Below are 24549 nucleotides of genomic sequence, written 5' to 3'. Positions count from 1 at the left end.
TTTAAAAGATTTACAAAATGAAAAAAATATTAAAATATATATTCTTATCATTATTCACAATTACAATAGTAGCTTGCGATAATGAAGATCAAGAACTATTAGTTGTTTCAACCCAAGGAAGTGGACAAATTACGGCTCCTAGTACAGGTACAGCTTATGTACTTAACCCTTTGGAAGAACAAACTAATCCAATTTTTACTTTAACTTGGGATTCAGCAGATTACGGAAACCCAACAGAAATTGATTATAGTATTGAATTTGCGAAAGCAGGAACAGATTTTGCTGATCCTTACGTAGCTGGAGAAACTACAAATAATTTAATAACTTGGAACATTTTAGAATTTAATGGTGCAGTTGTTACAGCTGGTTTATCTCCATTTATTGAAGGTGAATTAGAAATTAGAGTTGTTTCTACAGTAGGTGCAACAGGAGTTGAAACACAAACTTCAGAACCAATTTCGGTATTTGTAACACCTTTTACAACAGATCTTCCAACAATAGCTGTTCCGGGTAACCACCAAGGTTGGGATCCTGCTACTGCTCCTTTACTAGCTTCTTCAGCATTTGGAGAAACTGATTATGAAGGATACGTTTGGTTAGATGGTGAATATAAATTTATCGCTCCTGATCAAACAGGAAGTTTTTTCTGGGGAAATACAGATTGGGGAGATGATGGTACTTTTTCTGGTAAACTTATAGATGAAGATGGTGAAGCTAATGCTAATGCTACTGTTGCAGGTTATTACTTTGTCCAAGCAAACACTACAGATTTAACTTATGCTACAACTGCAGTTAGCTGGGGAATTATTGGTGAAGCAACTCCTACAGGTTGGGATGCAGATACTGATTTAGTTTATGATTCTGAAACAAGAATACTTTCTGTTGATATAGATTTAGCACCTGGAGGTTTCAAATTCAGAGGAAATAACGAATGGGGAGCTTTTGATTTAGGAACCGTGAATGATGATGGAAATTTAGTTAGTGGTGGAGATTTAACTTTCGAAGGTGCTTCAGGAAATTATCATGTTGTGTTAGATTTAAGTAATCCTAGAGAATACACTTATAGTATTACTGCTAATTAATAATTAACTTTTAAAATGATGAAATATTTAAATAAAATAATAATTCTTTTAGCAATCACATTCGGATTTATTTCGTGTGATAAAAATGAGAATTTCGAAATATTGCCAGCTCAAGAAAGTTTTCAAATAGTTGCGCCATCTAGTGGTTCAGTTTTAGTCTTAAACGATGAAAACCCAGCAAACATTGCTTTGTTTTTATCTTGGGAAACTTTAAGTGGAGCTTCAGGACCTTATACTGTAGAAATGGATTTAGAAGATACATTTTCATCCTCTATTACCCTTGGTAGTTCAGATGAAAAATCGTTCTCACTAACAGTCGAAGAATTTAACCAGTTTCTATTAGATGCCGGTATTAAAGTTTTTGCAGAAATGCCTATTTACATTCGTGTTTCTTCAAGTACTGAAACAACAGAATATATTAGTTTAGTAGTTACAACTTTCCCTAGTAGTAACCCTATAATAACTAGTCCAGACAGTACTTTTGAAGTAATACTATCTGATATTACACCAGATGATACAGCAATAACAACTGAATGGACAGATGCTGATTTTGATGAAAGCAGTACTGTTTCTGTAACTTATGAGATTGAAGTTGCTGAAGCAGGAACAAGTTTTGCTTCCACTCAATCATTAGGTACTACTGAAGATTATTCTTTAGAAACTACTCATTCAGCATTAAATGAAGCTGCTTTAGCTTTGGGTATTACTGTTGGTGAAGTTGGAGAATTAGACTTAAGAGTAAAAGCTAGTTTTGAAACAGCTGCAGGAACTTCAGAAAGATTTTCTGAATTAATTACAATTTCTGTTACTCCTTATGAAACTGCACTTCCAGAAACATTATACATTGTTGGAGCTGGTGCTCCTGATGCTGGTTGGGGATGGACTTCACCTGTGGAACTAACACTTTTAGGTACAACGTATTCTGGAAATGTAAACCTACAAAGTACTGCTGATGCTAATAACTTTAGATTCTTTACTGAATTTGAAAACTGGGATTCAGGGCAAAACTACCCTTATTATGAAGTAAGAGGGTATACAATTGATACTAATTTAGTTAATGCTGAAGATGGTGATAATAACTTTGCTTTTATAGGAACAGATGGTGAATATTTTTTAAGCATTGATACTGAAAATAAAGTAATTACTTTAGGACCTCCAATGGTTGGACCAAATTGTGAATTTGATCAATTATGGTTAGTAGGTGCTGGTGTACCTGACGCTGGTTGGGGATGGGATTCTCCTGTTCAACTGCCATGTACTGGTACAGGTATATATGCCGGAAATGTAAACCTACAAAGTACAGCTGACGCAAATAACTTCAGATTTTTCACTGTTGAAAATGATTGGGGTTCTGGTCAAAACTACCCATATTATGTTGCTGAAGGCTATACTATAGATGCTAATTTTGAAGATGCTGCAGATGGTGATAATAATTTTGCTTTTATAGGTACAACAGGTAATTATTATTTATCAGTTGATACTATTAATAAAGTAATTACATTAGGACCTCCACAAACATCATGTGAATTTGATCAACTATATTTAGTTGGTGCAGGTGTACCTGATGCTGGTTGGGGTTGGGATTCTCCTGTTCAATTACCTTGTACTGGAGCAGGTGTATATTCAGGCTCTGTAAATCTTACCAATGATGCATTTAGATTTTTTACTGTTGAAAATGATTGGGGTTCTGGTCAAAACTACCCTTATTATATTGCTGAAGGTTACACTATAGATGCTAGTTTTGAAGATGCTGCAGATGGTGACAATAATTTTAAATTTATTGGTACACCAGGAACATACACATTAACACTTGACACTGTTAATAAAGTTATAACACTAGAATAATTAAAATTATGTAAAATAGGGTAATGCATATGCATTACCCTATTTTTAATTCAAACAATAAATATGAAACAAATTTTACTTTTTTTTTCCTTTTTATTTCCTTTTGCTTTAATTGCACAAACACAAACTGTAGATTTTAATATAAATCCAACTTCATTTGATGAAGATGAAGAAATTACTATTACAGTTTCAAATGTTGATCCTACAGCTTGGGATAATGTTACTGACCCAGATAACCTTTATCTTTGGGCTTGGTATTATGATTCAAACGGAGACCAGGTGAGTACTTACACTGGAAATGGAGATTGGGACAATTCTAATGAATCTCATAAACTTACAAACAATGGAGATGGAACTTATAGTTACACTCTAACTCCTACTACATTTTTTGGAGACACTGGTATTTCCCAATTAGGTATATTAGTTAAAGCTAAAGATGGAACTGGAGATCAAAAATCACAAGACTTTTTATATTATGTTGGAAAAGTTACACTTATTATAACAGCTCCAACTTCAAATCCAACAGTTGTTGCTAGCGGAGGAGATTTAACTATTAGTGCTTATATGCAGTCTGGAGGCTCACAAGTAGTTGGAAGTTTTGAAGTTTTTTTTAACAATGTATCTGTAGCCTCTGGTTCAGGATACCCAACTTACGGTACAACTCTTACAAATATTACTGAAGCTGGAACTGTAAGAATTGAAGGAAGCCCCTTTAGTTCTTCCGATATTGGTGAAAATTCTTTCGAAGTTTCATTAGAACCAACAGTAACTACAGAAGAAATGCCTGCTGGTTTAGAAGATGGTATTAACTACAATGAAAGTGACCCAACAAAAGCAACACTAGTAATAGATGCACCTAATAAAGATTTTATTTATGTGGCTGGAAGTTTCAATAATTGGACTGAAAGCTCATCTTATTTAATGAAAAAAAATACAACTGGAACTAAATTTTGGTTAGAACTTACCGGATTAACTTCTGGAGAAATATATACCTATCAATATTGGGTATATGCTTTAAATCCAGTTGCAGATTCACCTCAATTAGTAAAAACTGCGGATCCATACTCTACTTTAGTTTTATCTCCTTTTGATGATCCTTGGATTTCAGAAAATACTTTTCCAGATTTAACTACAACTTATGCATATCCAGATGGTCAAGAACGTGAAGTAACTGTACTTCAAACAAATCAATCTGACTATAATTGGCAAGTAACCGATTTCACAGGACCTACTGAAGAAGATTTAATAGTATATGAAATATTAATTCGTGATTTTGATGCTGATAGAAACTTCCAAGATTTAATCGATAAAATTGACTATTTCAAAAACTTAAATGTTAATGCTATAGAATTAATGCCAATAATGGAATTTGAAGGAAATGAAAGTTGGGGTTACAATACCTCTTTTCATTTAGCTTTAGATAAATTTTATGGAACACCTGATAAATTTAAAGAACTAGTAGATACTTTTCATCAAAATGATATTGCAGTTATTTTAGATGTTGCTTTAAACCACGCTTTTGGAAGAAATCCAATGGTACGCATGTGGATGGATGATCCTGACGCCGATGGTTGGGGTGATCCAAGTAGTGAAAATCCGTATTTTAATGAAGTTGCAACACATAGTTACAGCGTAGGTTCAGATTTTAACCACCAAAGTGCATATACACAATATTATGTAGAACGTGTTGTAAAACATTGGATCGAAGAGTATAATATTGATGGTTTTAGATGGGATTTAACAAAAGGATTTACACAAGATTGTACTTCTGGAGATGATTCATGTACAAATTCATACCAACAAGATAGAGTCGATATTTTAAAACAATATGCTGATTATTCTTGGTCTATTGATCCAGATCACTACGTTATTTTTGAACATTTGGGTACCAATGCTGAAGAACAAGAATGGGCTAACTATAGATTAGATGAAGGAAAAGGTGTTATGATGTGGGGAAAAATGACAAGTGAATACAATGAACTTTCAATGGGATATACTTCTGACATAAGTGGAATGGGTTATGAAAACAGAGGGTTTACTGGAAAACGATTAATGGGTTATGCTGAAAGCCATGACGAAGAAAGGTTAATGTATAAAAACTTGCAATACGGTAACACTACAAATTCTTCACACAATGTTACAGAATTAAATACAGCATTGTCTAGAATGTCTGCAATTGGAGCTGTTTCATTAACTATCCCAGGTCCAAAAATGATATGGCATTTTGGAGAATTAGGCATGGAAAATTCAATTTATACTTGCTCTGATGGTTCTGTAAATACTGAAGATGATGCAATAGATGGAAATTGTAAGTTAGATACTAAACCTCAACCTCAATGGGACAATGATTGGTTAAGCGATACTAACCGTTCACAAATATATAATGATTGGGCTAGAATTAATGAATTAAAAATTAGTGAAGATGTTTTTGAAGGAAGCTACTCTATAAATTCTGGAAATTTAACACCTAAAATTTATATTTGGGATGATGCTATTGCAAGTACAGAGCTTAAAAATGTAGTTGTTTTAGCAAACTTTGATGTAACCTCACAAGATGTTACTCCTAATTTTCCATATACAGGAACTTGGTATGATTTAATGGATGAAACAGGCGCTACATCAATAAATGTTACTAATACAACTAATCCAATTACTATAGCTGCCGGACAGTTTAAAATTTATGGAAATCAAACTTCAACTTTAAGTGTTGATGATATTATTCTCGATAAAAACTTTATAAAATTATACCCAAATCCAACAGCAAATTCTTTTAGATTAACAAAATCTACTGAACTAGTTGAAGTTTTTGATGTTATGGGTAAACTTATAAAATCATTTAATGGTGATTTCACAGAAAACGATTCATTTAACATTTCAGAATTATCAAAAGCTATATATTTTGTAAAAATTTATACTGCTGAAGGAATTGGTGTTAAACGAATTATTAAAAATTAATTATTTATACAATCCTCTAATTTATAATTTCATTTATTAGAGGATTTTTAACATTTTAAAATCAAAAAATATGAAAACAAAACTACTTTTATTAATTACTTTATTTATTGTTACATCTGCTTTTTCCCAATGGGGACACAGATACACTACTGAACAACCAAACCAAAACATAACTGCAACAACTGCAGATTTATTTACAGTTTCTGTTGAATGGGGAGAAGGAGATTGGACTAGCTCAAGTTTTGGATATGGAACAACTACTGATGGTTCTGATTGGACTTGGACAAATTTAGATTGGTTTGAAGACGGTACAGATAGTAATAAAAGATGTAAAACAGATATTACAATTAATACAATTGGTGATTATTATTACGCATATCGATTTATAAAAGATGGTAATACCACTTACCAGCATGGGTCTGCTGATTGGTCTCCTAACGTTAGTACATTAAGTGCTATAAGTACAATTACTGTTACTCTAGATCCAGCATTAGGTATTGAAAATTACTCAAAAAATTCAGTCTCACTTAATGTTGTAAATAAAACAATAAAACTTAATGGTTTAAACAATGGAGAAAAATTTGAAATTACAGTTTATGACTTTTCTGGGAAAAAAATTAAATCTTTTGATCAAAATTCATCTCTAGATTTAAATAGTATTTCAACAGGGCTTTATATTTTAAATTTCAAATCTGATAATAATAGTATATCTAAAAAAATTATTATAAAATAAACTATATCCAATTATTATAAAAAAGTCAACTATATAGTTGGCTTTTTTTATGTGAAATTTTTGAAAAATAAATGTAGAACTTAACTTTGAAGAGCTTACAAATAGTTTGTATATTGCAATCTAATTATTTGAAATAAACATTAACAATATACCAAATGAAAAATAAATTACTTTTACTAGCTGTTTTAGTAAGCTTATGGTCTTGCGGCGGCGGTGGCGGAGATGATCCAACACCTACTCCAACACCAACAGAAAATAGTGCTCCTTCTCAACCAAGCTTATCCAATCCTACTGATGGAAAGCTTTGTATAGATAATAGTGTTAATTTTAATTGGAGTGCAGCAACTGATGAAGATGGTGATGCTATTACATATTTGTTAGAAGTTGCTACAAACAATACTTTTACTCAAAACAAGCAAACTTTCCCTAGTTTAACTTCTACATCAAAATCAGTTACACTTGATAAAGGAACTGCTTATTATTGGAGAGTTAAAGCAACAGATTCTAATAATTTAAGTGGAAATTATTCTTCTATTTTTGATTTTTATACTGAAGGAGAAGGTGTTGTAAATTATTTACCTTTTTCACCAAGTTTAGTTAGTCCAGAATTAAACAGTTTTGTTCAAACTGCCACAGCAACTTTAGAGTGGGATTCAAGCGATGTAGATAACGACCCTTTAACATATACTATTTATTTTGAAGATGTAAACCCACCAACAGCTATGGTTTCTGAAAATCAAACAGGAAAAACATTTACCACGGCTACATTAACAGGAAGTACAACATATTATTGGAAAGTTGAAGTTAGTGATGGTAATGGAGGTACAACTATAGGTCAAGTTTGGAATTTTATAGCAGATTAAAAACTTTTATATTAAAAAAATATATTAAGCCAACTAAATTTTAGTTGGCTTATTTTTTTGTAAAAACTTTTTAAACTCTATCCAATAAAATTCATTACCATTAGATGATTCCCATAAACTTTTGGATCCATGAATACCTTTAACTTTTGGTTTGTAATGCATAACAAATTTATTATTAATTAAAGATACTAATTGTTCAACTTGTAAGATTTCTTTTTTGGAAGAAGTCACAAATATTGGTTTTGACATATTCTTTATTTCATCTTTCAAATTAACACCTTCTAAATATTCTCTTGGGCTAAATGCCGCTATTGCTTTAATTTTTGAATTAGTATTACCAATTAAAAGCGCTAAAGAAGCCGAATAAGAGCTTCCAACCAAAATTATAGGTTTTCCACCATTTAGTTTATAAACATAATCAATAGCAGCCTCTATATCTATTTTAGCAGACATATAGTTAGTTGCTAATTTACTTTCAGTAGCTTTTTTAGCTGTTTCATTAATAATACCATTTACTTTATTTCCAGATCGTTGATCTATTGCAACACATGAAAATCCTAAATAATTTATTTTTTTTGCAGTTTCAATATACTCACCTCTACTATACCCAGCCTGATGACATAATAAAACTGTAGGTTTTTTATCATTTACTTCGTAAATATCTGCTGTTATTAGTAAACTATCTTTAGAATAAAATATAGTTTTTACAACATAAATATTAGGAATAGAATCTTGTTTCACAACTTTATCTCTAACATTGCTAAACTTCTTTTTATGTGGTTTTGAACAAGAAACTCCAACTATTAAAAAAACTAAAAGTAAATATTTCATATAATAATAATAATAATAATAATAGATTTATAACTGATACTCTAACTTTTATAGACTCTAACATCACGTTGTGGAAACGGAATTGTTATAGCATGCTCTCTAAATAATCTATCTATTTCAAAATGTAAATCACTTTTTGGCTCTATAACTTGAAAACTATCTTTTATTGAAAATACTAATTTAAACTGAAGAGCGCTATCTCCAAATTCATCAAAAAACACTTTAGGTTCAGGTTTTTTTAAAATGCCTTTAGTTGTATTAGCAGCTTTAATTAATAAACTTTTTACTAATTGAACATCACTCCCATAAGCAACTCCTACATAAATAAACTCACGTGTAACATTTCCATTTTGAGTATAATTATATAATGTATTGGTTAAATATAAATGGTTTGGAATTACCAAAACTTTATTTTCAATAGTTACAGCTTTTGTAGTTCTTAAGCTTATTTTAGTAACCTTTCCAACCTTTCCTTCTATTTCTATTATATCATCTACATGTAATGATTGGTCAAACAAAATAAAAATACCACTAATTACATCTTGAAAAAAAGTTTGTAAAGCTAACCCAACACCTAACAATAAAGCTGCAGCACTTGTAATAATTGCAGTTACTTTTACTCCATTATAATTTAATATAACTAGTAATAAAATTAAGTACGTTAAATATTTTAAATAGGTAAATATAGTTGCAAACTTATACTTATCCTCTTCAGGTAATTTTCTTGTAGCAATTTTTTTTACAGTTTTTAAAAAAATATTTGCCAAGAAAAGTATTACTAATGTAAACAATATAGTTTTTACAGAAAATGAAATGCTATCATTTAAATAAAAAGTATAATTTAATGTTTCTTTTAGTGTATTCATTAAAGAGAATTTCTATTGTTACTTAATTATAAGTTATTTCTATCTATGTAAAAATAGTTCATTTTTAATAAAACTTCTTAAACAGACTCGTTATAATAATTAAACAATTTTATTTTTAAATGTTTAATTACTCAAAAAAGATAAATATAATGCAAAAAAAACCACCTCACTTTTGGGGTTGAGGTGGAAAATTGCTATGAAAAAGATGTAGATCGTTAAATCTACAGCACAAATGTAACTAAAGTATCATACTTAAAATATGACAACTATCAGTTAAATAAAAAAAATACTTAATTAGAAGTAGCTAACCGTATTTTTTTCAACAATTCTAAAGAATTTGGATTTATAACTCCTTAAAAAGTTTGCAGAAATGTATTTGTAAATATAAATGGACTAATAGATTAAATTAATGAAGGAGATAAACTAAGCGATATAGATGAAAATTCAAAACGATTGTACACAGTAATAAATTACTTCTAACTTTTTTAAAAGCCTATCGAATTCAATATACTTTTTTTGATGAAATTTAAGCATAAAAAAATCCTACTATTTCTAGTAGGATTTACTTTGGTGGGCAATGAGGGATTCGAACCCCCGACCCCCTCGGTGTAAACGAGGTGCTCTGAACCAACTGAGCTAATTGCCCGAAGCGGATGCAAATATATAACGACTTTTTTATTATACAAAGCTTTTAAAAACTTTATTTAATAAAAAAATCCTACTATTTCTAGTAGGATTTACTTGGTGGGCAATGAGGGATTCGAACCCCCGACCCCCTCGGTGTAAACGAGGTGCTCTGAACCAACTGAGCTAATTGCCCGAAGCGGATGCAAATATATAACGACTTTTTTTATTACACAAAGCTTTTTTAATGAAAAAATGTTTTTTTTATTTATAGAAAAGATAACTTATCAAATATCAACAAACTACAGTATATTTAAATAACTTCGGCTACAACAAAGGTGCTTCCTCCTACAAATATTAAATCGTTTGAAGTAGCAATTTCTTTGGCTGAATTTACTGCTAATTCTACTGAATTGTAACAGTTACCATTTAAATTAAAATGAAGTGCTTTATTTTTTAATATTTCAGCACTTAAGCCTCTCGGTATATTTGGCTTACAGAAATAATAAGTTGCAGCCTTTGGAAACATTGGCAAAATAGTGTCTAAATCTTTATCATTAACAACTCCAAGCACAATATGTAAATTTTCATATTTTTCATTTTTAAGTTGTTTAATAACATAGGTTAAACCTTCCGTATTATGCCCTGTGTCACAAACAACTTTTGGCTTTTTTTGTAGTATTTGCCATCTTCCCAACAGCTTTGTATTTGTAACTACATTTAATAAACCTTTTTCTAGTACATTATTGGAAATTGAATATCCAATTGAATTTAATACTTCTATGGTTTTAACAGCTGTTTTTACATTGTTTAATTGATAATATCCTAATAAATCGGTTTTATATAATGTTTCAACTTCTTTTGAAGCAATGTATAGTTTTGTTTTATTCTTTTCTGAAATTTCTTTAAAAACTGAAAATGTTTCTTCTTGAAATTCGCCAATTACAACTGGAATATTATTTTTTATAATTCCTGCTTTTTCAAATGCTATTTCTGGTAGTGTTTCGCCTAAAAACTGCGTATGATCCAAGCCAATATTAGTTATAACAGAAACTTCTGGTGTAATAATATTTGTTGAATCTAGCCTTCCTCCTAATCCAACTTCAATAATAGCTATATCTACTTTATATTTTTCAAAACAATTGAATGCCAAACCTACAGTCATTTCAAAAAATGATAATTGATGTTGTTCAAAAAAAGATGAATTCTGTTCAATAAAAGTTATAACATCCTTTTCTGAAATAACTTCACCATTAATTTTAATTCGTTCTCTAAAATCTTTTAAATGAGGTGATGTATATAAGCCAACGTTAAAACCTGCTTCTTGTAAAATGGAAGCTAACATGTGACTTGTAGATCCTTTTCCGTTAGTTCCAGCAACATGAATACTTTTAAACTTTTTTTCAGGAAAATTTAAGTGTTTTGAAAGTGCTAAACTATTGGTTAAATCTTTTTTAAATGCTGTTTTACCTTGCCTTTGATACATTGGCAATTGTGTAAACATCCAATCAATGGTTTGTTGGTAGTTCATTAATTATTGAGATAATGAGAAACGATATTTTATAGTTCCTATTTGTTTTGAAGGCGCTTTTGAGTCTGCTTGCCATCTTGTTTTTAAAGCTGCTGCCTTTGCTTGAGACAATAAACATTGTGCTGTATTTGTAGAGCCTTTTGCACCTGGCTTGGCATTAATTACGTTTCCACTTCTATCTACTTCAATTTCAACTACAACAAGACCTTCTTCATTACATTCATAACCTGGTTTTGGTCTACTTAACGGTTTTCTATTACCTAATTGGTAATCTCCTCCGTTTCCACTTCCTCCATTTCCATAATAACCATTTGCATTTGGATCACCTGTAATTTTACCTTTATCGCCCGGAACATTATCATTTCCTTCTCCTCCAGTTGCATTTCCTTCAGAATTACTTACTCCACCTATTAAGGCGTCTAGTTTCTTTTTTTTAGCTTGTTCTTCAGCTTTTTGTTTTGCAATTGCATCTTGTTTTTCTTTTTCAATTCTTTCTTTCTCTAATTGTGCTTTTTTTGCAATTGCATCTGCTTTTCGCTTTGCTTCTTGTTCTTTTTTTATTGCTATTGCTTCTTCAGTATCTTGAGTTACAACATCTTCAGACTTTGAAGTTTCTTCTTCGGTAACTTTAGACTCACTAATTTCCTGAATTTCTTCTTGTTGCTCTTCAATAACTTGTTCTTGGGAAGCTGATTTTAAAGGTTCAGTAGGTTGAATATCTCCCTTACCTACATTTGAAGTTCCAAAATTTACAGCAATACCATATTCTTCTGGTGGATCTAAATATTTTAGTCCCACAAAAAATATCCCAACTATTAACAGACTCATTAATACACCTGTAATTGCCGCAGATTTTCTTTTATTTTTAGTATCTAAAAAATTTGCCATTTAATTTATTTTGGTCTTACAGCTAAAATTACTTTAAACCTATTTCTATTAGCTATATCCATAACTTTTACGGCATTTTCAATTGGAACACCTTCTTCGGCACGTAAAACTATGGTTGGACTTTCCTTATCAGCTAATAAAGCTAACAAATCTTGTTCCAAACTATTTTCATTTACTTTTTTATTGTCTATATAGTATACTAGTTTTTTAGTGATACTTACTGAAACTGATTTTCGGTTTTCGGTTTTTCCACTTGCTTTTGGTAATAATATATCTAAAGCACTTGTGGTAACCAGTGTTGAAGTAATCATAAAAAAGATTAATAGCAAAAAAACAATATCTGTCATAGACGACATATTGAAGTTTGGATTTACTTTATTTCTACCTCGAATATTCATTAAATAGGTTCGTTTAGTAAGTCTAAAAATTCTACTGATTTTGCTTCCATTTCATACACAACTTTATTAGTTCTAACTACTAAATGATTGTATTGAATGTATGAAATAATTCCAACAATTAACCCCGCAACAGTAGTTGTCATTGCAGTATACAACCCATCAGAAAGCATTTTAATATCTATTTGTCCACCAGCATTTGCTATTTCATGAATGGCTAAAATCATTCCTATAACTGTTCCCAAAAAACCAATCATAGGAGCGGCACCAGCAATTGTTGCTAAAACTGGAACATTTTTTTCTAATTTATAAATTTCTAAACGTCCAGCATTTTCAATAGCTGTATTAATATCTTCCAAAGGTTTTCCAATTCTTGAAATTCCTTTTTCAACTAATCTTGCGGCTGGAGAATTTGCTTGTGCACAAAGTACTTTAGCTGAATCAATTTTTCCACTTGAAACATGGTCTTTAATCTGATTCATAAAATTTTTGTCAGTTTTGGATGCAGCTTTTATAGTGAATAACCTTTCAAAATAAATATATAAAGCTACCGCTAATAAAACAACAAGTATAGCTATAATAACCTGACCTCCAATACCTCCATCCATTATTAATTGATAGATAGATAGTGTTTTTTCTTCTGATATTGTTTCCTCTAAAACTTCAGCAGTTTCTTGAAGTGTACTTAACATATATTAAAATTTTATGATTGTTTAACGAAAAAAAGCATTAAAAATTGTTTTCTAGATATAAAAAAACCAAGAGCATAACTCTTGGTTTTTTATAATAGTTTATGTTTATTAAAATATAGCTGTCAATCCTAAAAAAGTTGCGGCTCCAACTACAAACCCTATTGCTGCTAACCATGAAATCTTTTTAAAATACCAGAAAAAATCTATTTTTTCCATACCCATTGCAACAACACCTGCTGCTGAACCAATAATTAACATACTTCCACCTGTTCCTGCAGAGAAAGCTATAAAATGCCATATATGACTATCAATAGGTTCTTGGAACATTCCCATACTTGCAGCTACTAAAGGTACATTATCAACAACAGCTGAACCAACACCTAATAACATAATTACAATATCTGTATTTGGAATAATTGTTTTTAAAGATTCTGCTCCAATAAATAACATTCCTAATGATTCTAATGATGCAACAGCCATTAAAATTCCAAAGAAAAATAATACACTAGGTAATTCTATTTTTGATAAAGATTGGTGAACTGGGCTATGATGACCTTGTTTATCATCACCTTCTTGTTCTACAGCATGTGAAATACTGAATTTTGATCTACTGTAAATTTCAGCAAAAACACAGACAACTGATAACGAAAGCATCATCCCTACGTATGGTGGTAAATGAGTTATAGTTTTAAATATTGGAACAAAAATAATTCCACTTAACCCAAGGTAAAGCATTGTTGGCCCATATTTGTTTTGAGTTGTAGAATCTTCTTCTTCAGTTTTTTCAAGTTCACCTTTAAATGGTTTCATAAACGAAGCTATAAATGTTGGTACAACCATACATAATAATGATGGTATTATTAAGTACTCAATTAATTTAGCTGTTGTAACTTTTTTACCAATCCAAAGCATTGTAGTAGTAACATCACCAATTGGAGACCATGCTCCACCTGCATTTGCAGCAATAATTATTAAACCTGCAAACCATAAACGTGTATTTTTATCTCCAATTATTTTTTGAAGAATTGTAATTAAAACAATTGTTGCAGTTAAATTATCTATAATAGCTGATAAAATAAAAGCTAGAAAAGCAAAAATCCATAGTAACTTCTTTTTACTTTTTGTTTTAATATAATTTTTAAACGTTGCAAAACCATCAAAATAATCTATAATCTCAACAATAGTCATGGCGCCTAATAAGAAAAATAGTATTTCAGCAGTTTTTCCTAAATGATGTAATAATGTTTCTTCTAATAAATGATGTTTTTCACTAATTGAAAAACTCGAAAAACCTTCAACTAATTTGTGTCCTGCAGAATCAAACCAGTTTGGAAAAGTTTCAATACCAAATGCAACTAAAGCCCAAAGCACTGCCATCATGGCTAGAGCAGGGATTAATTTGTCTATTTTTAGATTGTGTTCTAATGTAATTGCTAAATATCCTAAAATGAATATTATAATAATAAGTGTTTCCATAATTAAGTGTAAAAGCTATTGCTAACTATTATTAATTTCTATTATTAATTATTTTTTCTGTTTTTAAATTAAAAACGGAACAAATATAGTAAGTTTAATGTAACTTAATGTAAATTTTTCCTGAAGAATGATCTTTTGTCGCTCCTGTTACACTTTGTAAACAATTCACTTCATTATTTAGCTTTAAAACACCTAAAAAAGCAAAAATTAACGCTTCCTTAAAATCAACCAAACTTTTTTCAGGAATCACTAACACACACATTGTTTTACTTTTAATTAAATCTATTAAGAATAAATTATAAGCTCCACCTCCTGTTACTAACATTTTTTTTGTAGAAGTATTTTCTAATTGTTCTACAATTTTTTGAGCTATATGCTCTACAAATGTTCTTAAAATATCTTTAATTGAAAGTTTGTAACTATCAATTAATGGAATAATTGTGGTCTCAACAAACTCAAAACCCAATGATTTTGGAATAGGCATTTTATAAAAATTTAGATTATTTAAATCGTTTAATAAATCTATATTTATACTACCTGTTTTGGCAATTTCACCCTTATTATCATAATTAAAACCTAATTGTTTTACATAATAATTCAATACAATGTTAACTGGACAAATATCAAAAGCTATTCTTTGTTTTTCTTGTTCAAAAGAGATATTAGAAAATCCACCTAAATTTAAACAATAATCATATTCAGAAAACAACAACTTATCACCAATTGGAACAAGCGGTGCACCTTGCCCTCCTAATTCAACATCTTGAGTTCTAAAATCACAAACAACTTTTAGGTTTGTAGCTTTACTTAACTGTTCACCATCACCAATTTGTAAGGTATACCCTTCATCTGGTTTATGAAAAATAGTATGTCCATGAGAAGCTATAAAATCAATGTTTTTTAACGAATATTTTTTAATAAAGCTATTTATAGTTTCACCTAAATAAACCCCATACTCAACATTTAATTTCGAAATTTCTGCTTTAGATAAATAAAAAGCATTTCGCAATTTATCTTCCCATTCTAATGAATAAGAAATAGTTTCAGAATTTAAAATTTTATATGAATACGTTTTGTTTTCTTTAATAAATGAAGTAAATACTAAATCAATTCCATCTAACGAAGTTCCTGACATTAAACCAATTACATTCCAATTTTGTTTCATATATTTATAAGTGCTACTGTATTACATAATTACTAAAAATTTATCTAAAAAAGCTTACATTTGAGAAAATAAAAACACCTAAAAAAATTATAATTATGGATTTTAACTTAACCGAAGAGCATATAATGATTCGTGATGCTGCTCGAGATTTTGCACGGAATGAATTGCTTCCTGGAGTTATTGATCGTGATGAAAAGCAAGAATTTCCAACCAAACAAATTAAACAAATGGGAGAACTTGGTTTTCTTGGAATGATGGTTGACCCAAAATACGGCGGAAGTGGTTTAGATACAGTTTCTTATGTATTAGCTATGGAAGAAATTTCAAAAATAGATGCTTCTGCATCTGTGGTTATGAGTGTAAACAACTCTTTAGTTTGCTGGGGATTAGAAACCTATGGAACTGAAGAACAAAAACAAAAATATTTAGTTCCTTTAGCTAAAGGAGAAATTATTGGGGCGTTTTGTTTAAGCGAACCCGAAGCTGGTTCTGATGCTACTTCACAAAAAACTACTGCACTTGATAAAGGTGATTATTATTTGTTAAATGGTACCAAAAACTGGATTACAAATGGAAATAATGCGAGTGTTTATTTAGTTATTGCTCAAACCGATATTGAAAAAGGTCATAGAGGAATTAATGCTCTTATTGTAGAAAAAGAAATGGAAGGTTTCCAAGTTGGACCGAAAGAAAATAAATTGGGTATTCGTGGTTCCGATACACACTCTTTAATGTTTACAGATGTTAAAGTTCCAAAAGAAAATAGAATTGGAGAAAACGGATTTGGATTTAAATTTGCAATGAAAACATTAGCTGGAGGTAGAATAGGTATTGCGTCACAAGCATTAGGAATTGCTGCCGGAGCTTATGAATTAGCACTTCAATACTCAAAAGAACGTAAAGCTTTTGGTAAAGAAATAAGTAAACATCAAGCAATTGCATTTAAATTGGCTGATATGGCTACTCAAATTGAAGCCGCACGATTACTATGCATGAAAGCTGCTAAAGATAAAGATGAACATAAAAATTACGATTTAAGTGGTGCAATGGCAAAATTATATGCTGCAGAAATGGCTATGCAAGTTACAGTAGAGGCTGTTCAAATACATGGAGGCTATGGTTTTGTGAAAGAATACCACGTTGAACGTTTAATGCGAGACGCTAAAATTACACAGATTTACGAAGGAACTTCTGAAATTCAAAAAATAGTAATTTCAAGAAGTGTTTTACAAGATTAAACCTTAAATACCTTACATAACCTAAAGCCAGCATAGCATTGTTGGCTTTTTTTATACTTCATATATTCCAATAACCTATTATAGATTAAATTTTTCTTAAAAATTAATTGATTTAATTAATGAATGAATGTTTATTCATATATTTGCTCATTATTTTAAATAAACCTTATGGCTCGTAAAATAGATGAGGAAAAACTGATTAGAATTAAAGCTGCAACAATGAAAACTATTGTTGAAAAAGGTATAGAAGGAGCAACAATTGCTATGATTGCAAAAAATGCAAATGTTAGTGGCGGCTACTTATATAGATTATACAGAGGTAAACAAGCTTTAATTGACGAATTGTATTTTGATAAAGTAAATTCTCTTAATAACGAGCTAGAGTTTTTAATAGAATTAAATCCTACAACTATTGCTCCTATTTTAAAAGCATTTATACAAAATAGAATTGTATACGCGCTTAACGAACCAGTAGCTTCCAAGTTTTTTTACCAATTGCTTCATAACGTTAATTTTAAAATACCTTCCAAGTTAAAAAAGAAAAGTATTTTAGTAATGGAACAATTAAATGCTATTGGTCAAAAATCAGGAGAAATTAGTATGGATATTGAGATATTACAACTTCATTTCCATGTTTTAGTGTACGTTGTAGATTACATTCATTTTAAAAGAACAAACTTTCTAGGAATAGAAAATACTACTAATAATGATGTTAACTATTTAACCAATAACATTTTAAATATTTTAAAAAAAGATAATTAATAATGTCTACTATTTTAAAAATGGTTTTAAAACCAACAGTTCAAATTACCACTTTATTTCTTTTACTGCTTTCAAATATTGTAAATGCGCAAGAATTAACATTAAAAGAAGCATACCAATTAATGCTTTTAAATAATGGTAATTTAAATGCTTCACAGCAAGAAGTTAATGCAAAAAAAGAAGAACAAAAAGCTGTAAAAGGCTTGCGCTATCCATCAGTAAGTGTTTCTGGTACGTATGCACATTTAGAAAAAGATATAAGCTTTGATTTGAATGATGAACGAAACATGGCTAGTGGATTATTAGGCATTTCGGATCCCTCAATATTAGGTGATTGGAATTTTACAGTACTTGAAAAAAATTTAGGTTTAGCTTCTGCCGATATTGATTGGCCAATATTTGCTGGTGGCAAAATTAATGCAGCCAACAAAGCTGCTGGAATAAAGTACCAGTTATCAGAAAATGAACATAAAATTCAAGAAAATACGCTTACCATTAAACTTATAGATTATTACTACAAATTAAAACTAGCTAAACAAGCAGAAAACTTACGCAAAAAAGTTTTTGAAACTATTCAAATACATAGCAATCATGCAACAAAGTTATTTGAAAATGGAATTATTCCTGAAGTTGAAACTTTAAACGCTAAAGTTGCCTTATCAAATGCAAAAAGAGAATTAGAAGCTTCAAAAAAAGATGTTTCATTAGCAACAACAGCTATTAAAAATTTAATTGGTGGTAAAGAGTTTAGTTCTGCTTCTACAGAGTTCCAAATTCCTTCTATTAAAACATCTTTAAAAGAATTTCAAACTGAAATGATTCAGAAAAATGAACAACTTAAATTTTTAGAAAAAAACCAAGAATTGGCAAAAATTGGAGTAAAAGTAGAAACTAGTGAATACTTTCCTAAAATTGCTTTATTTGGTAAACATACCCTATGGAAAGATAACTTATCTACCGTAGATGTAAAATGGTTAGTAGGAGTTGGTGCCTCATGGGAACTATTTAATGGTTTTGAAAGAGAACATAAAATTAAAGCTGCAAAGCACAAAGTTGAACAAGTTAAACAACTAGAAAAACAGGCTGTATTAAACCTAAAAACATATACAGAAAAATTGTATAGCGAATTAGAAAAACAACAAGACCAATACAATAGCTTGGATAACGACGAAATTTTAGCTCAAAAATTAAAGTTTATGCGTACTAGAGCTTTTGAAGAAGGTACGGGAACATCATTAGAAGTTATTGATGCTACTTTAAAACTAACACAAATAAAGTTATATAAAATAAAAGCGCTTTACCAATACAATAAAACCTATGGAGAATTAATGGTAAGCTTAAATAATACAGAAAATTTCTTGAACAAAATTTAATATTAAAATGAAAAATTCAAAAGTTATAAAATCAGCCATAAGTATAATTGTTATTGCAATTTTAGTGTTAACAAGTATTTGGTTTATTAGTAAACCAAAAACAATTATTTTACAAGGTAGAATTGAAGCAAAAGAAATTTATCTATCATCAAAATTACCAACTCGCTTAAAATCTATTGAAGTAAAAGAAGGTGCAAGTGTAAAAAAAGGTCAACTACTGGCAACATTAGAAAGTCCTGAAATTGATGCTAAAGAGTTACAAGCAATTGCAGCAAAAGATGCAGCCAACGCACAAAAAAATAAAGCTAAAAATGGAGCTAGAAAAGAAGAAATTTTAGCCTACAAAAGCATTTATGAAAAAGCAACTGCAGGAGCTAATGTAATGCTAAAATCTTACGAAAGAATTGAAAATTTATTTAAAGATGGTGTTGTTTCAGCTCAAAAAAGAGATGAAGTTTTTGCAAAAAAAGAAGCGGCCTTAAACGATCAAAAAGCAGCTTACAATACATATCAAATTGCTTTAAAAGGCGCTAGAACTGAAGATATTGATGCAGCTAGTGCTTTAGTTAGAAGAGCTGAAGGTGCATTAACAGAATTAGAAAGTTATAAAAACGAACGTTATATTAAAAGTCCTATAGATGCAGAAGTATTAAACTTTTTACCTGAAGAAGGTGAATTAATTGGTACTGGTTATCCTGTAGCTCATTTAGTAGACCTATCAAACTCCTACGCTATTGTTAATGTTAAAGAAACAAACCTATTTAATTTTAAAAAAGGTTCAGAATTTAAAGCAACAATACCTGCATTAGAAAATAAAGAAATTACTTTTAAAATTTATTATGTAGCTGCACTTGGTGATTATGCTACTTGGAACGCTACTAAATCTACTGGAGATTTTGATGTTAGAACTTTTGAAATAAAAGCATCTCCTATTGAAAAAGAAACAGAATTAAGACCTGGAATGAGTATCCTAATTGATTATTCTCAATTCAACAACTAAAAATGAAATCGTTTCTACATATTGCAAAAAGAGAATTTGGTTTGTTATTTCATAACAAATCCATGTTTATTTTTGCAGTAATATTACCTTTTGTCTCTATGCTTTTTTTTCACACCTTACTAAATAATGGTGTAGCAAGAGATTTACCAATTGCTGTAATAGATTTAGATAATTCATCTATTTCAAGAAATATTATCAGTCAATTAGATGCAACTCCAGAAATAATGGTTAGCTATAAGCCAACTTCTCAATTAGAAGGTGAGGCATTAATAAAAGAATTAAAAGTGTACGGATTGGTAACCATCCCAAAAAAATTAGGAGAAAATTTAAACCAAGGAAAACAAGTGTCCATTATTAATCAATTTAATGGAAACCTATTATTACCATCAGGATTAGAAAATAAAGCCTTTAAAAAAGCAATAGGTACTGTATCTGCAGGAATTAATATACAAAAACAATTAAAACAAGGAGTTAACTTAAATCAAGCAAAGGCAAATTATCAGCCAATAAATTCAAATAATCATGTATTATCAAATCCATATACTAATTATTCGTATTATTTAAATTCAGGTTTTTTAACCTTGTTTTTTCAAATATTTGTCATTCTTACTACCATTTATTGCTTTGGTATAGATTTAAAATTCAATAAAGGTGAGAAACTATACAATATAGGAAAAGGAAATATTACCACTATAATTCTTGGTAAAATAGTACCATATACATTATGGTTTCTTCTAGTTGGACTTGTAATGTATTTTACTATGTTTATAATTGGAGATTTTCCTTTAAACGGAAATAAAACAGTAGTACTTTTAGCTTTATTTTTATTAATTACAGCTTCACAGGCTTTTGCTATTCTATTTTTAGCTATAAGTAGTAGTTTTAGAGAGGCACTAACATTTGGATCAGGGTTTGCAGCAATAGGTTTATCATTTTCAGGAATTACATTTCCAATATTTGGAATGCCAAAAATATTACAATTAATGAGTCAACTATTTCCTTACACCCACTTTTTTGACTTATTTTTAGATCAAACCCAAAGAGGAATACCTGTTTTTTATTCCTTCAATTCAATTGTGTTTCTTGTGGTGTTAACTATACTCCCAATTCTAATTTCATTTAGAAAACTAACAAGATTATTAAAAAAAGGATCTTTTCTTCAACGTATTTAATAATGAAAAACCTATATAAAATATATCATAGAGCAAAAGTTTCTTTCAGAAATACATTTTTTACAGAATGGAATGCTATTAAATCTGATAAAGCAGTTATCAGTACTTTTTTTTCTGTTGCCTTTGTAATTCTTTTCGTATATACTTATATATATTCTAAAGAAGTTGTTACAGAAGTTCCAATTGCTGTAGTTAATCAAGATCAATCAAAAGCTAGTCGAGATTATATTTCTATGTTAGATGCTTCAGACGGAATTAAAACTATTTCTACTTTTACAGATTTACAACAAGCAAAAACAGCTTATTATTCAAAAAAAGTAATGGGTGTTCTAATCTTACCTAAAAATTTTGGAAAAGATATCCGAAGATCTAGACAAACAACCATTACAACATTTTCAGATGCTTCAAACATGATTTTTTATAAAAAAGTATTAGTAGATGTTTCTGTAGCTACTGGCTTTTATAATGCTGGTATTGTTATTAAAAAAGATATGGCAAAAGGAACTCCTATCTCTTTTGCTAAACAAAATTACAGTCCAATACAATCTATTTCTACAAGTTTATTTAATACATCTTCTGGATATGCAACATACATGGTTCCTATGCTAACTGCATTAATTATTCAATTAGTTTTATTAATGGGAATCGGAATTATTAATGGATCACGTAAAGAAGACAAAACAGTTCATTCTAACTTCCCAAGACTTTTACATAAAGGTGGAACAATACCAGTTTTATTAGCTAAAGCAAGTTTATATTCATTATTATTTGCTGTTATTCTACCAATACAATTAGGTTTAATATTTACCTTATTTTCTATTCCAATAAGGTCTAGTCTTTTACATGTATACTTATTTGCATTACCCTACTTAACTTCAGTTATATTTTTAGGTATTGCCATAAGTTCATTATTTCATAGAAGAGAAGAATCTATAGTATTTCTAGTCCTTTTTTCAATCCCATCTTTAATGTTAAGTGGTTTATCTTTTCCTATGGAAAGTTTTTCAGTATTTTATCAAAATTTAGCAAAACTACTTCCATCAACTTCAGGAATGAATGGCTTTGTTAAATTAACTCAAATGGAAGCCTCTTTTAATGAAGTTTTAACTGAATGGAATCATTTATGGATACTTACTTTACTATACTTTAGTTTAGCAGTAATAACATTAAAAATTAGAGCTCATAGAGAACGATTAAAAACAGTTATAGTAGAAAAAAATAATTAATAGAAAATATTAAACTTTTTTAATTACATAAGTCACAATTCCCCAAACAATAAATTCATTTTCATCAGTAATTTTTATTGGTTTATATTTAGAATTTTCAGGCATTAAATACAAACAATTATCACCTAATTTAATACGTTTAACAGTAAAATCGCCATCAATCATACAAACAGCAACTCTTCCATCTCTAGATTCAATACTTCTATCAATTACTAACAAATCACCATCTTCTATATTTGCATCAATCATCGAGTTCCCTCTAACGCGTGCATAAAAAGTAGCATCTTCATTAGTAATTAACTCTTTATCTAAACTAATTCTTAACTCCTGAAAATCTTCCGCTGGAGATGGAAACCCAGCATGAATATCCTCATTAATTATTGGTCGTTTTATGTTTTTTAATGCTTTTACTCTAAATATTTCTAACTTTTTATCTTTCATTCTATTCTGAACAATTAACTTCCATAATTTGATTTAAATCTGTAGTATACTTTGGTGATAAATGAGCTTGCTTCATTTTCCAAGTTTTAAAATCTTGATTCGCAATTTTTAGTTTAGGTGTTTGATATTTAGCATTTAAGCTATCCATTACTTTCATTATTGATTTATGTTTAGGATTTTCGTCGTTAAATAATGAAAATTGATGAACTTGCTCTGGTTGAATTCCCATAACAACTACACCAGACTTTTTATAATTATATCCTTTTTTAAATAACTTTTGTAAACCAATAATTGCATACTTACAAATAATTATACTAGAATTGGTTGAATAAGGTAAAGCTATAACAGTTCCAACACTTCTCCTATCATCTGCATATAAACTTGTTTTTAAAAAAACATATAAAAACTTAGCTTCTGAATTTTGCTTTCGTAATTTTTCTGAACAAGCATTAGCAAAAGTAGCAACACGCTCTTTTATTGAATCATAATCTTTTAAAGCATATTCAAACGTACGCGTAGTAGCAATATTTTTTTTAGGTTGAATTTTCTCAAAACCAATAGTTGGATCTCCTGCCAAATCTTTTTTTAAACGAAGACCAACAACAGAAAACTGCTTTCGCACAAATTCATCAGGTAATTGCACAAAATCATAAGCTTTTCTAATATTATATTCAAGAAGCTTTTTTGAAAACCTTCTGCCTATTCCCCACACACTTTCAATAGCTGTCCACTTTAAAGCTTTTTCTAATTTAACATTAGTATCTATAACACAAATTCCATTAAATTTTTTAAAACCCTTTTTAGCAATTTTATTAGCCACTTTTGCTAATGATTTTGTTGGAGCAACTCCAATACTAACAGAGACCCCAACCCATTTTTCAATTGTTTCCTTAATTTCTGTAGTATACTTAATTAAATCTTGTTGTTTAATATGATCAACCTTAAAAAAAGCTTCATCAATAGAATAAACTTCAACACTTGGTGAAAACTGACATATAATATTCATTACACGTGAACTTAAATCTCCGTACAATGAGTAATTTGAAGAGCAAACATGAATACCATATCTCTCAAAATCTTTTTCAAATTTATAAGCTTCCGCACCCATAGGTATAAAAGACTTTGCTTCACTACTACGCGCTATAACACAACCATCATTATTCGATAAAACAACAATCGGTTTATCTTTTAATGAAGGATTAAAAACACGTTCACAAGAAGCGTAAAAACTATTACAATCTAAAATAGCATACATGCTATAAAATTATAAAGAAATATAAAGTAAGATAATTTTAAATAAAAAAGTAGTTAACAATCTAAATAATCTCTTTAACATTAAATTAAATTTATTCAAATCTAATCTAGATTTAAATGTAATTATATATAGATAA

General features: G+C 29.6%; 21 protein-coding genes and 2 tRNA genes. 11 read left to right on the top strand and 12 right to left on the bottom strand.

Annotation, left to right across the window (positions count from 1 at the left end; all coding sequences use genetic code 11):
- Positions 1 to 17: 17 nt before the first annotated feature.
- From R3X25_RS14800 to R3X25_RS14780, 5 genes are all read left to right on the top strand, one after another.
- Positions 18 to 1082: a SusE domain-containing protein gene (locus R3X25_RS14800; RefSeq protein WP_317675745.1), complete on the top strand. Its 1065-nt coding sequence runs from the start codon at positions 18 to 20 to the stop codon at positions 1080 to 1082.
- 15 nt (positions 1083 to 1097) lie between these two features.
- Entirely contained in the window at positions 1098 to 2927 is a 1830-nt protein-coding gene (locus R3X25_RS14795; protein WP_317675744.1) for a SusE domain-containing protein, read from the top strand.
- Positions 2928 to 2990: 63 nt separating this feature from the next.
- Entirely contained in the window at positions 2991 to 5882 is a 2892-nt protein-coding gene (locus R3X25_RS14790) for an alpha-amylase family glycosyl hydrolase (RefSeq protein ID WP_317675743.1), read from the top strand.
- A 70-nt stretch (positions 5883 to 5952) separates the two neighbouring features.
- Positions 5953 to 6615: a T9SS type A sorting domain-containing protein gene (locus R3X25_RS14785; RefSeq protein WP_317675742.1), complete on the top strand. Its 663-nt coding sequence runs from the start codon at positions 5953 to 5955 to the stop codon at positions 6613 to 6615.
- Between the two features lie 155 nt (positions 6616 to 6770).
- The gene (locus R3X25_RS14780) at positions 6771 to 7478 is read left to right on the top strand and encodes a hypothetical protein (protein ID WP_317675741.1); all 708 of its coding nucleotides are present in this window, start codon (positions 6771 to 6773) and stop codon (positions 7476 to 7478) included.
- Positions 7479 to 7511: 33 nt separating this feature from the next.
- Here R3X25_RS14780 and R3X25_RS14775 read toward each other — a convergent pair whose 3' ends face one another.
- The 10 genes from R3X25_RS14775 to R3X25_RS14730 all read right to left on the bottom strand — a co-directional run bounded on the left by R3X25_RS14775 (position 7512) and on the right by R3X25_RS14730 (position 15946).
- Complete coding sequence (locus R3X25_RS14775) at positions 7512 to 8309, bottom strand: hypothetical protein (RefSeq protein WP_317675740.1); 798 nt, start codon at positions 8307 to 8309, stop codon at positions 7512 to 7514.
- A gap of 41 nt (positions 8310 to 8350) precedes the next feature.
- On the bottom strand, positions 8351 to 9175 hold the full coding sequence (locus tag R3X25_RS14770) for a mechanosensitive ion channel family protein (RefSeq protein WP_317675739.1): 825 nt from the start codon (positions 9173 to 9175) through the stop codon (positions 8351 to 8353).
- A gap of 568 nt (positions 9176 to 9743) precedes the next feature.
- Positions 9744 to 9821: transfer RNA gene (locus tag R3X25_RS14765), tRNA-Val, on the bottom strand.
- A 96-nt stretch (positions 9822 to 9917) separates the two neighbouring features.
- Positions 9918 to 9995: transfer RNA gene (locus R3X25_RS14760), tRNA-Val, on the bottom strand.
- A gap of 117 nt (positions 9996 to 10112) precedes the next feature.
- Complete coding sequence (locus R3X25_RS14755; RefSeq protein ID WP_317675738.1) at positions 10113 to 11330, bottom strand: folylpolyglutamate synthase/dihydrofolate synthase family protein; 1218 nt, start codon at positions 11328 to 11330, stop codon at positions 10113 to 10115.
- Between the two features lie 3 nt (positions 11331 to 11333).
- Positions 11334 to 12218 carry an energy transducer TonB gene (locus R3X25_RS14750; protein WP_317675737.1) on the bottom strand — a complete coding sequence of 295 codons (885 nt, stop codon included), beginning with the start codon at positions 12216 to 12218 and terminating at the stop codon, positions 11334 to 11336.
- 5 nt (positions 12219 to 12223) lie between these two features.
- Positions 12224 to 12616, bottom strand: a complete 393-nt coding sequence (locus R3X25_RS14745; RefSeq protein ID WP_317675736.1) for a biopolymer transporter ExbD — start codon at positions 12614 to 12616, stop codon at positions 12224 to 12226.
- A complete protein-coding gene (locus tag R3X25_RS14740) occupies positions 12616 to 13305 on the bottom strand; it encodes a MotA/TolQ/ExbB proton channel family protein (RefSeq protein ID WP_317675735.1) in 690 nt (229 codons plus the stop codon). The genes R3X25_RS14745 and R3X25_RS14740 overlap by 1 nt, the downstream gene beginning before the upstream one ends.
- 108 nt (positions 13306 to 13413) lie before the next feature.
- Positions 13414 to 14781, bottom strand: coding sequence for a sodium:proton antiporter NhaD (gene nhaD, locus R3X25_RS14735; protein WP_317675734.1), 1368 nt, complete (start codon positions 14779 to 14781; stop codon positions 13414 to 13416).
- A 94-nt stretch (positions 14782 to 14875) separates the two neighbouring features.
- Positions 14876 to 15946: an anhydro-N-acetylmuramic acid kinase gene (locus tag R3X25_RS14730; RefSeq protein WP_317675733.1), complete on the bottom strand. Its 1071-nt coding sequence runs from the start codon at positions 15944 to 15946 to the stop codon at positions 14876 to 14878.
- 95 nt (positions 15947 to 16041) lie between these two features.
- Here R3X25_RS14730 and R3X25_RS14725 point away from each other — a divergent pair, with 95 nt between their 5' ends.
- The 6 genes from R3X25_RS14725 (at position 16042) to R3X25_RS14700 (ending at position 22717) form a co-directional block, all read left to right on the top strand.
- Entirely contained in the window at positions 16042 to 17184 is a 1143-nt protein-coding gene (locus tag R3X25_RS14725; protein ID WP_317675732.1) for an acyl-CoA dehydrogenase, read from the top strand.
- Between the two features lie 168 nt (positions 17185 to 17352).
- The gene (locus R3X25_RS14720) at positions 17353 to 17946 is read left to right on the top strand and encodes a TetR/AcrR family transcriptional regulator (RefSeq protein WP_317675731.1); all 594 of its coding nucleotides are present in this window, start codon (positions 17353 to 17355) and stop codon (positions 17944 to 17946) included.
- A 2-nt stretch (positions 17947 to 17948) separates the two neighbouring features.
- The gene (locus R3X25_RS14715) at positions 17949 to 19319 is read left to right on the top strand and encodes a TolC family protein (protein WP_317675730.1); all 1371 of its coding nucleotides are present in this window, start codon (positions 17949 to 17951) and stop codon (positions 19317 to 19319) included.
- A gap of 7 nt (positions 19320 to 19326) precedes the next feature.
- Positions 19327 to 20319 carry an HlyD family secretion protein gene (locus R3X25_RS14710; RefSeq protein ID WP_317675729.1) on the top strand — a complete coding sequence of 331 codons (993 nt, stop codon included), beginning with the start codon at positions 19327 to 19329 and terminating at the stop codon, positions 20317 to 20319.
- A gap of 2 nt (positions 20320 to 20321) precedes the next feature.
- Complete coding sequence (locus tag R3X25_RS14705) at positions 20322 to 21491, top strand: ABC transporter permease (protein WP_317675728.1); 1170 nt, start codon at positions 20322 to 20324, stop codon at positions 21489 to 21491.
- 2 nt (positions 21492 to 21493) lie between these two features.
- Positions 21494 to 22717, top strand: coding sequence for an ABC transporter permease (locus tag R3X25_RS14700; protein WP_317675727.1), 1224 nt, complete (start codon positions 21494 to 21496; stop codon positions 22715 to 22717).
- A 9-nt stretch (positions 22718 to 22726) separates the two neighbouring features.
- Here the strand turns inward: R3X25_RS14700 and R3X25_RS14695 are convergent, their stop codons facing one another.
- Positions 22727 to 23158 carry a translesion error-prone DNA polymerase V autoproteolytic subunit gene (locus tag R3X25_RS14695; RefSeq protein WP_317675726.1) on the bottom strand — a complete coding sequence of 144 codons (432 nt, stop codon included), beginning with the start codon at positions 23156 to 23158 and terminating at the stop codon, positions 22727 to 22729.
- A 1-nt stretch (position 23159) separates the two neighbouring features.
- The gene (locus R3X25_RS14690) at positions 23160 to 24413 is read right to left on the bottom strand and encodes a Y-family DNA polymerase (RefSeq protein WP_317675725.1); all 1254 of its coding nucleotides are present in this window, start codon (positions 24411 to 24413) and stop codon (positions 23160 to 23162) included.
- Between the last annotated feature and the right edge of the window lie 136 nt (positions 24414 to 24549).

It is taken from the genome of Lutibacter sp. TH_r2 (assembly GCF_033101135.1).
GTDB lineage: Bacteria > Bacteroidota > Bacteroidia > Flavobacteriales > Flavobacteriaceae > Lutibacter.
The sequence above is the reverse complement of the archived record's forward strand: the minus strand, read 5'-3'. Positions and strand labels throughout refer to the sequence as shown.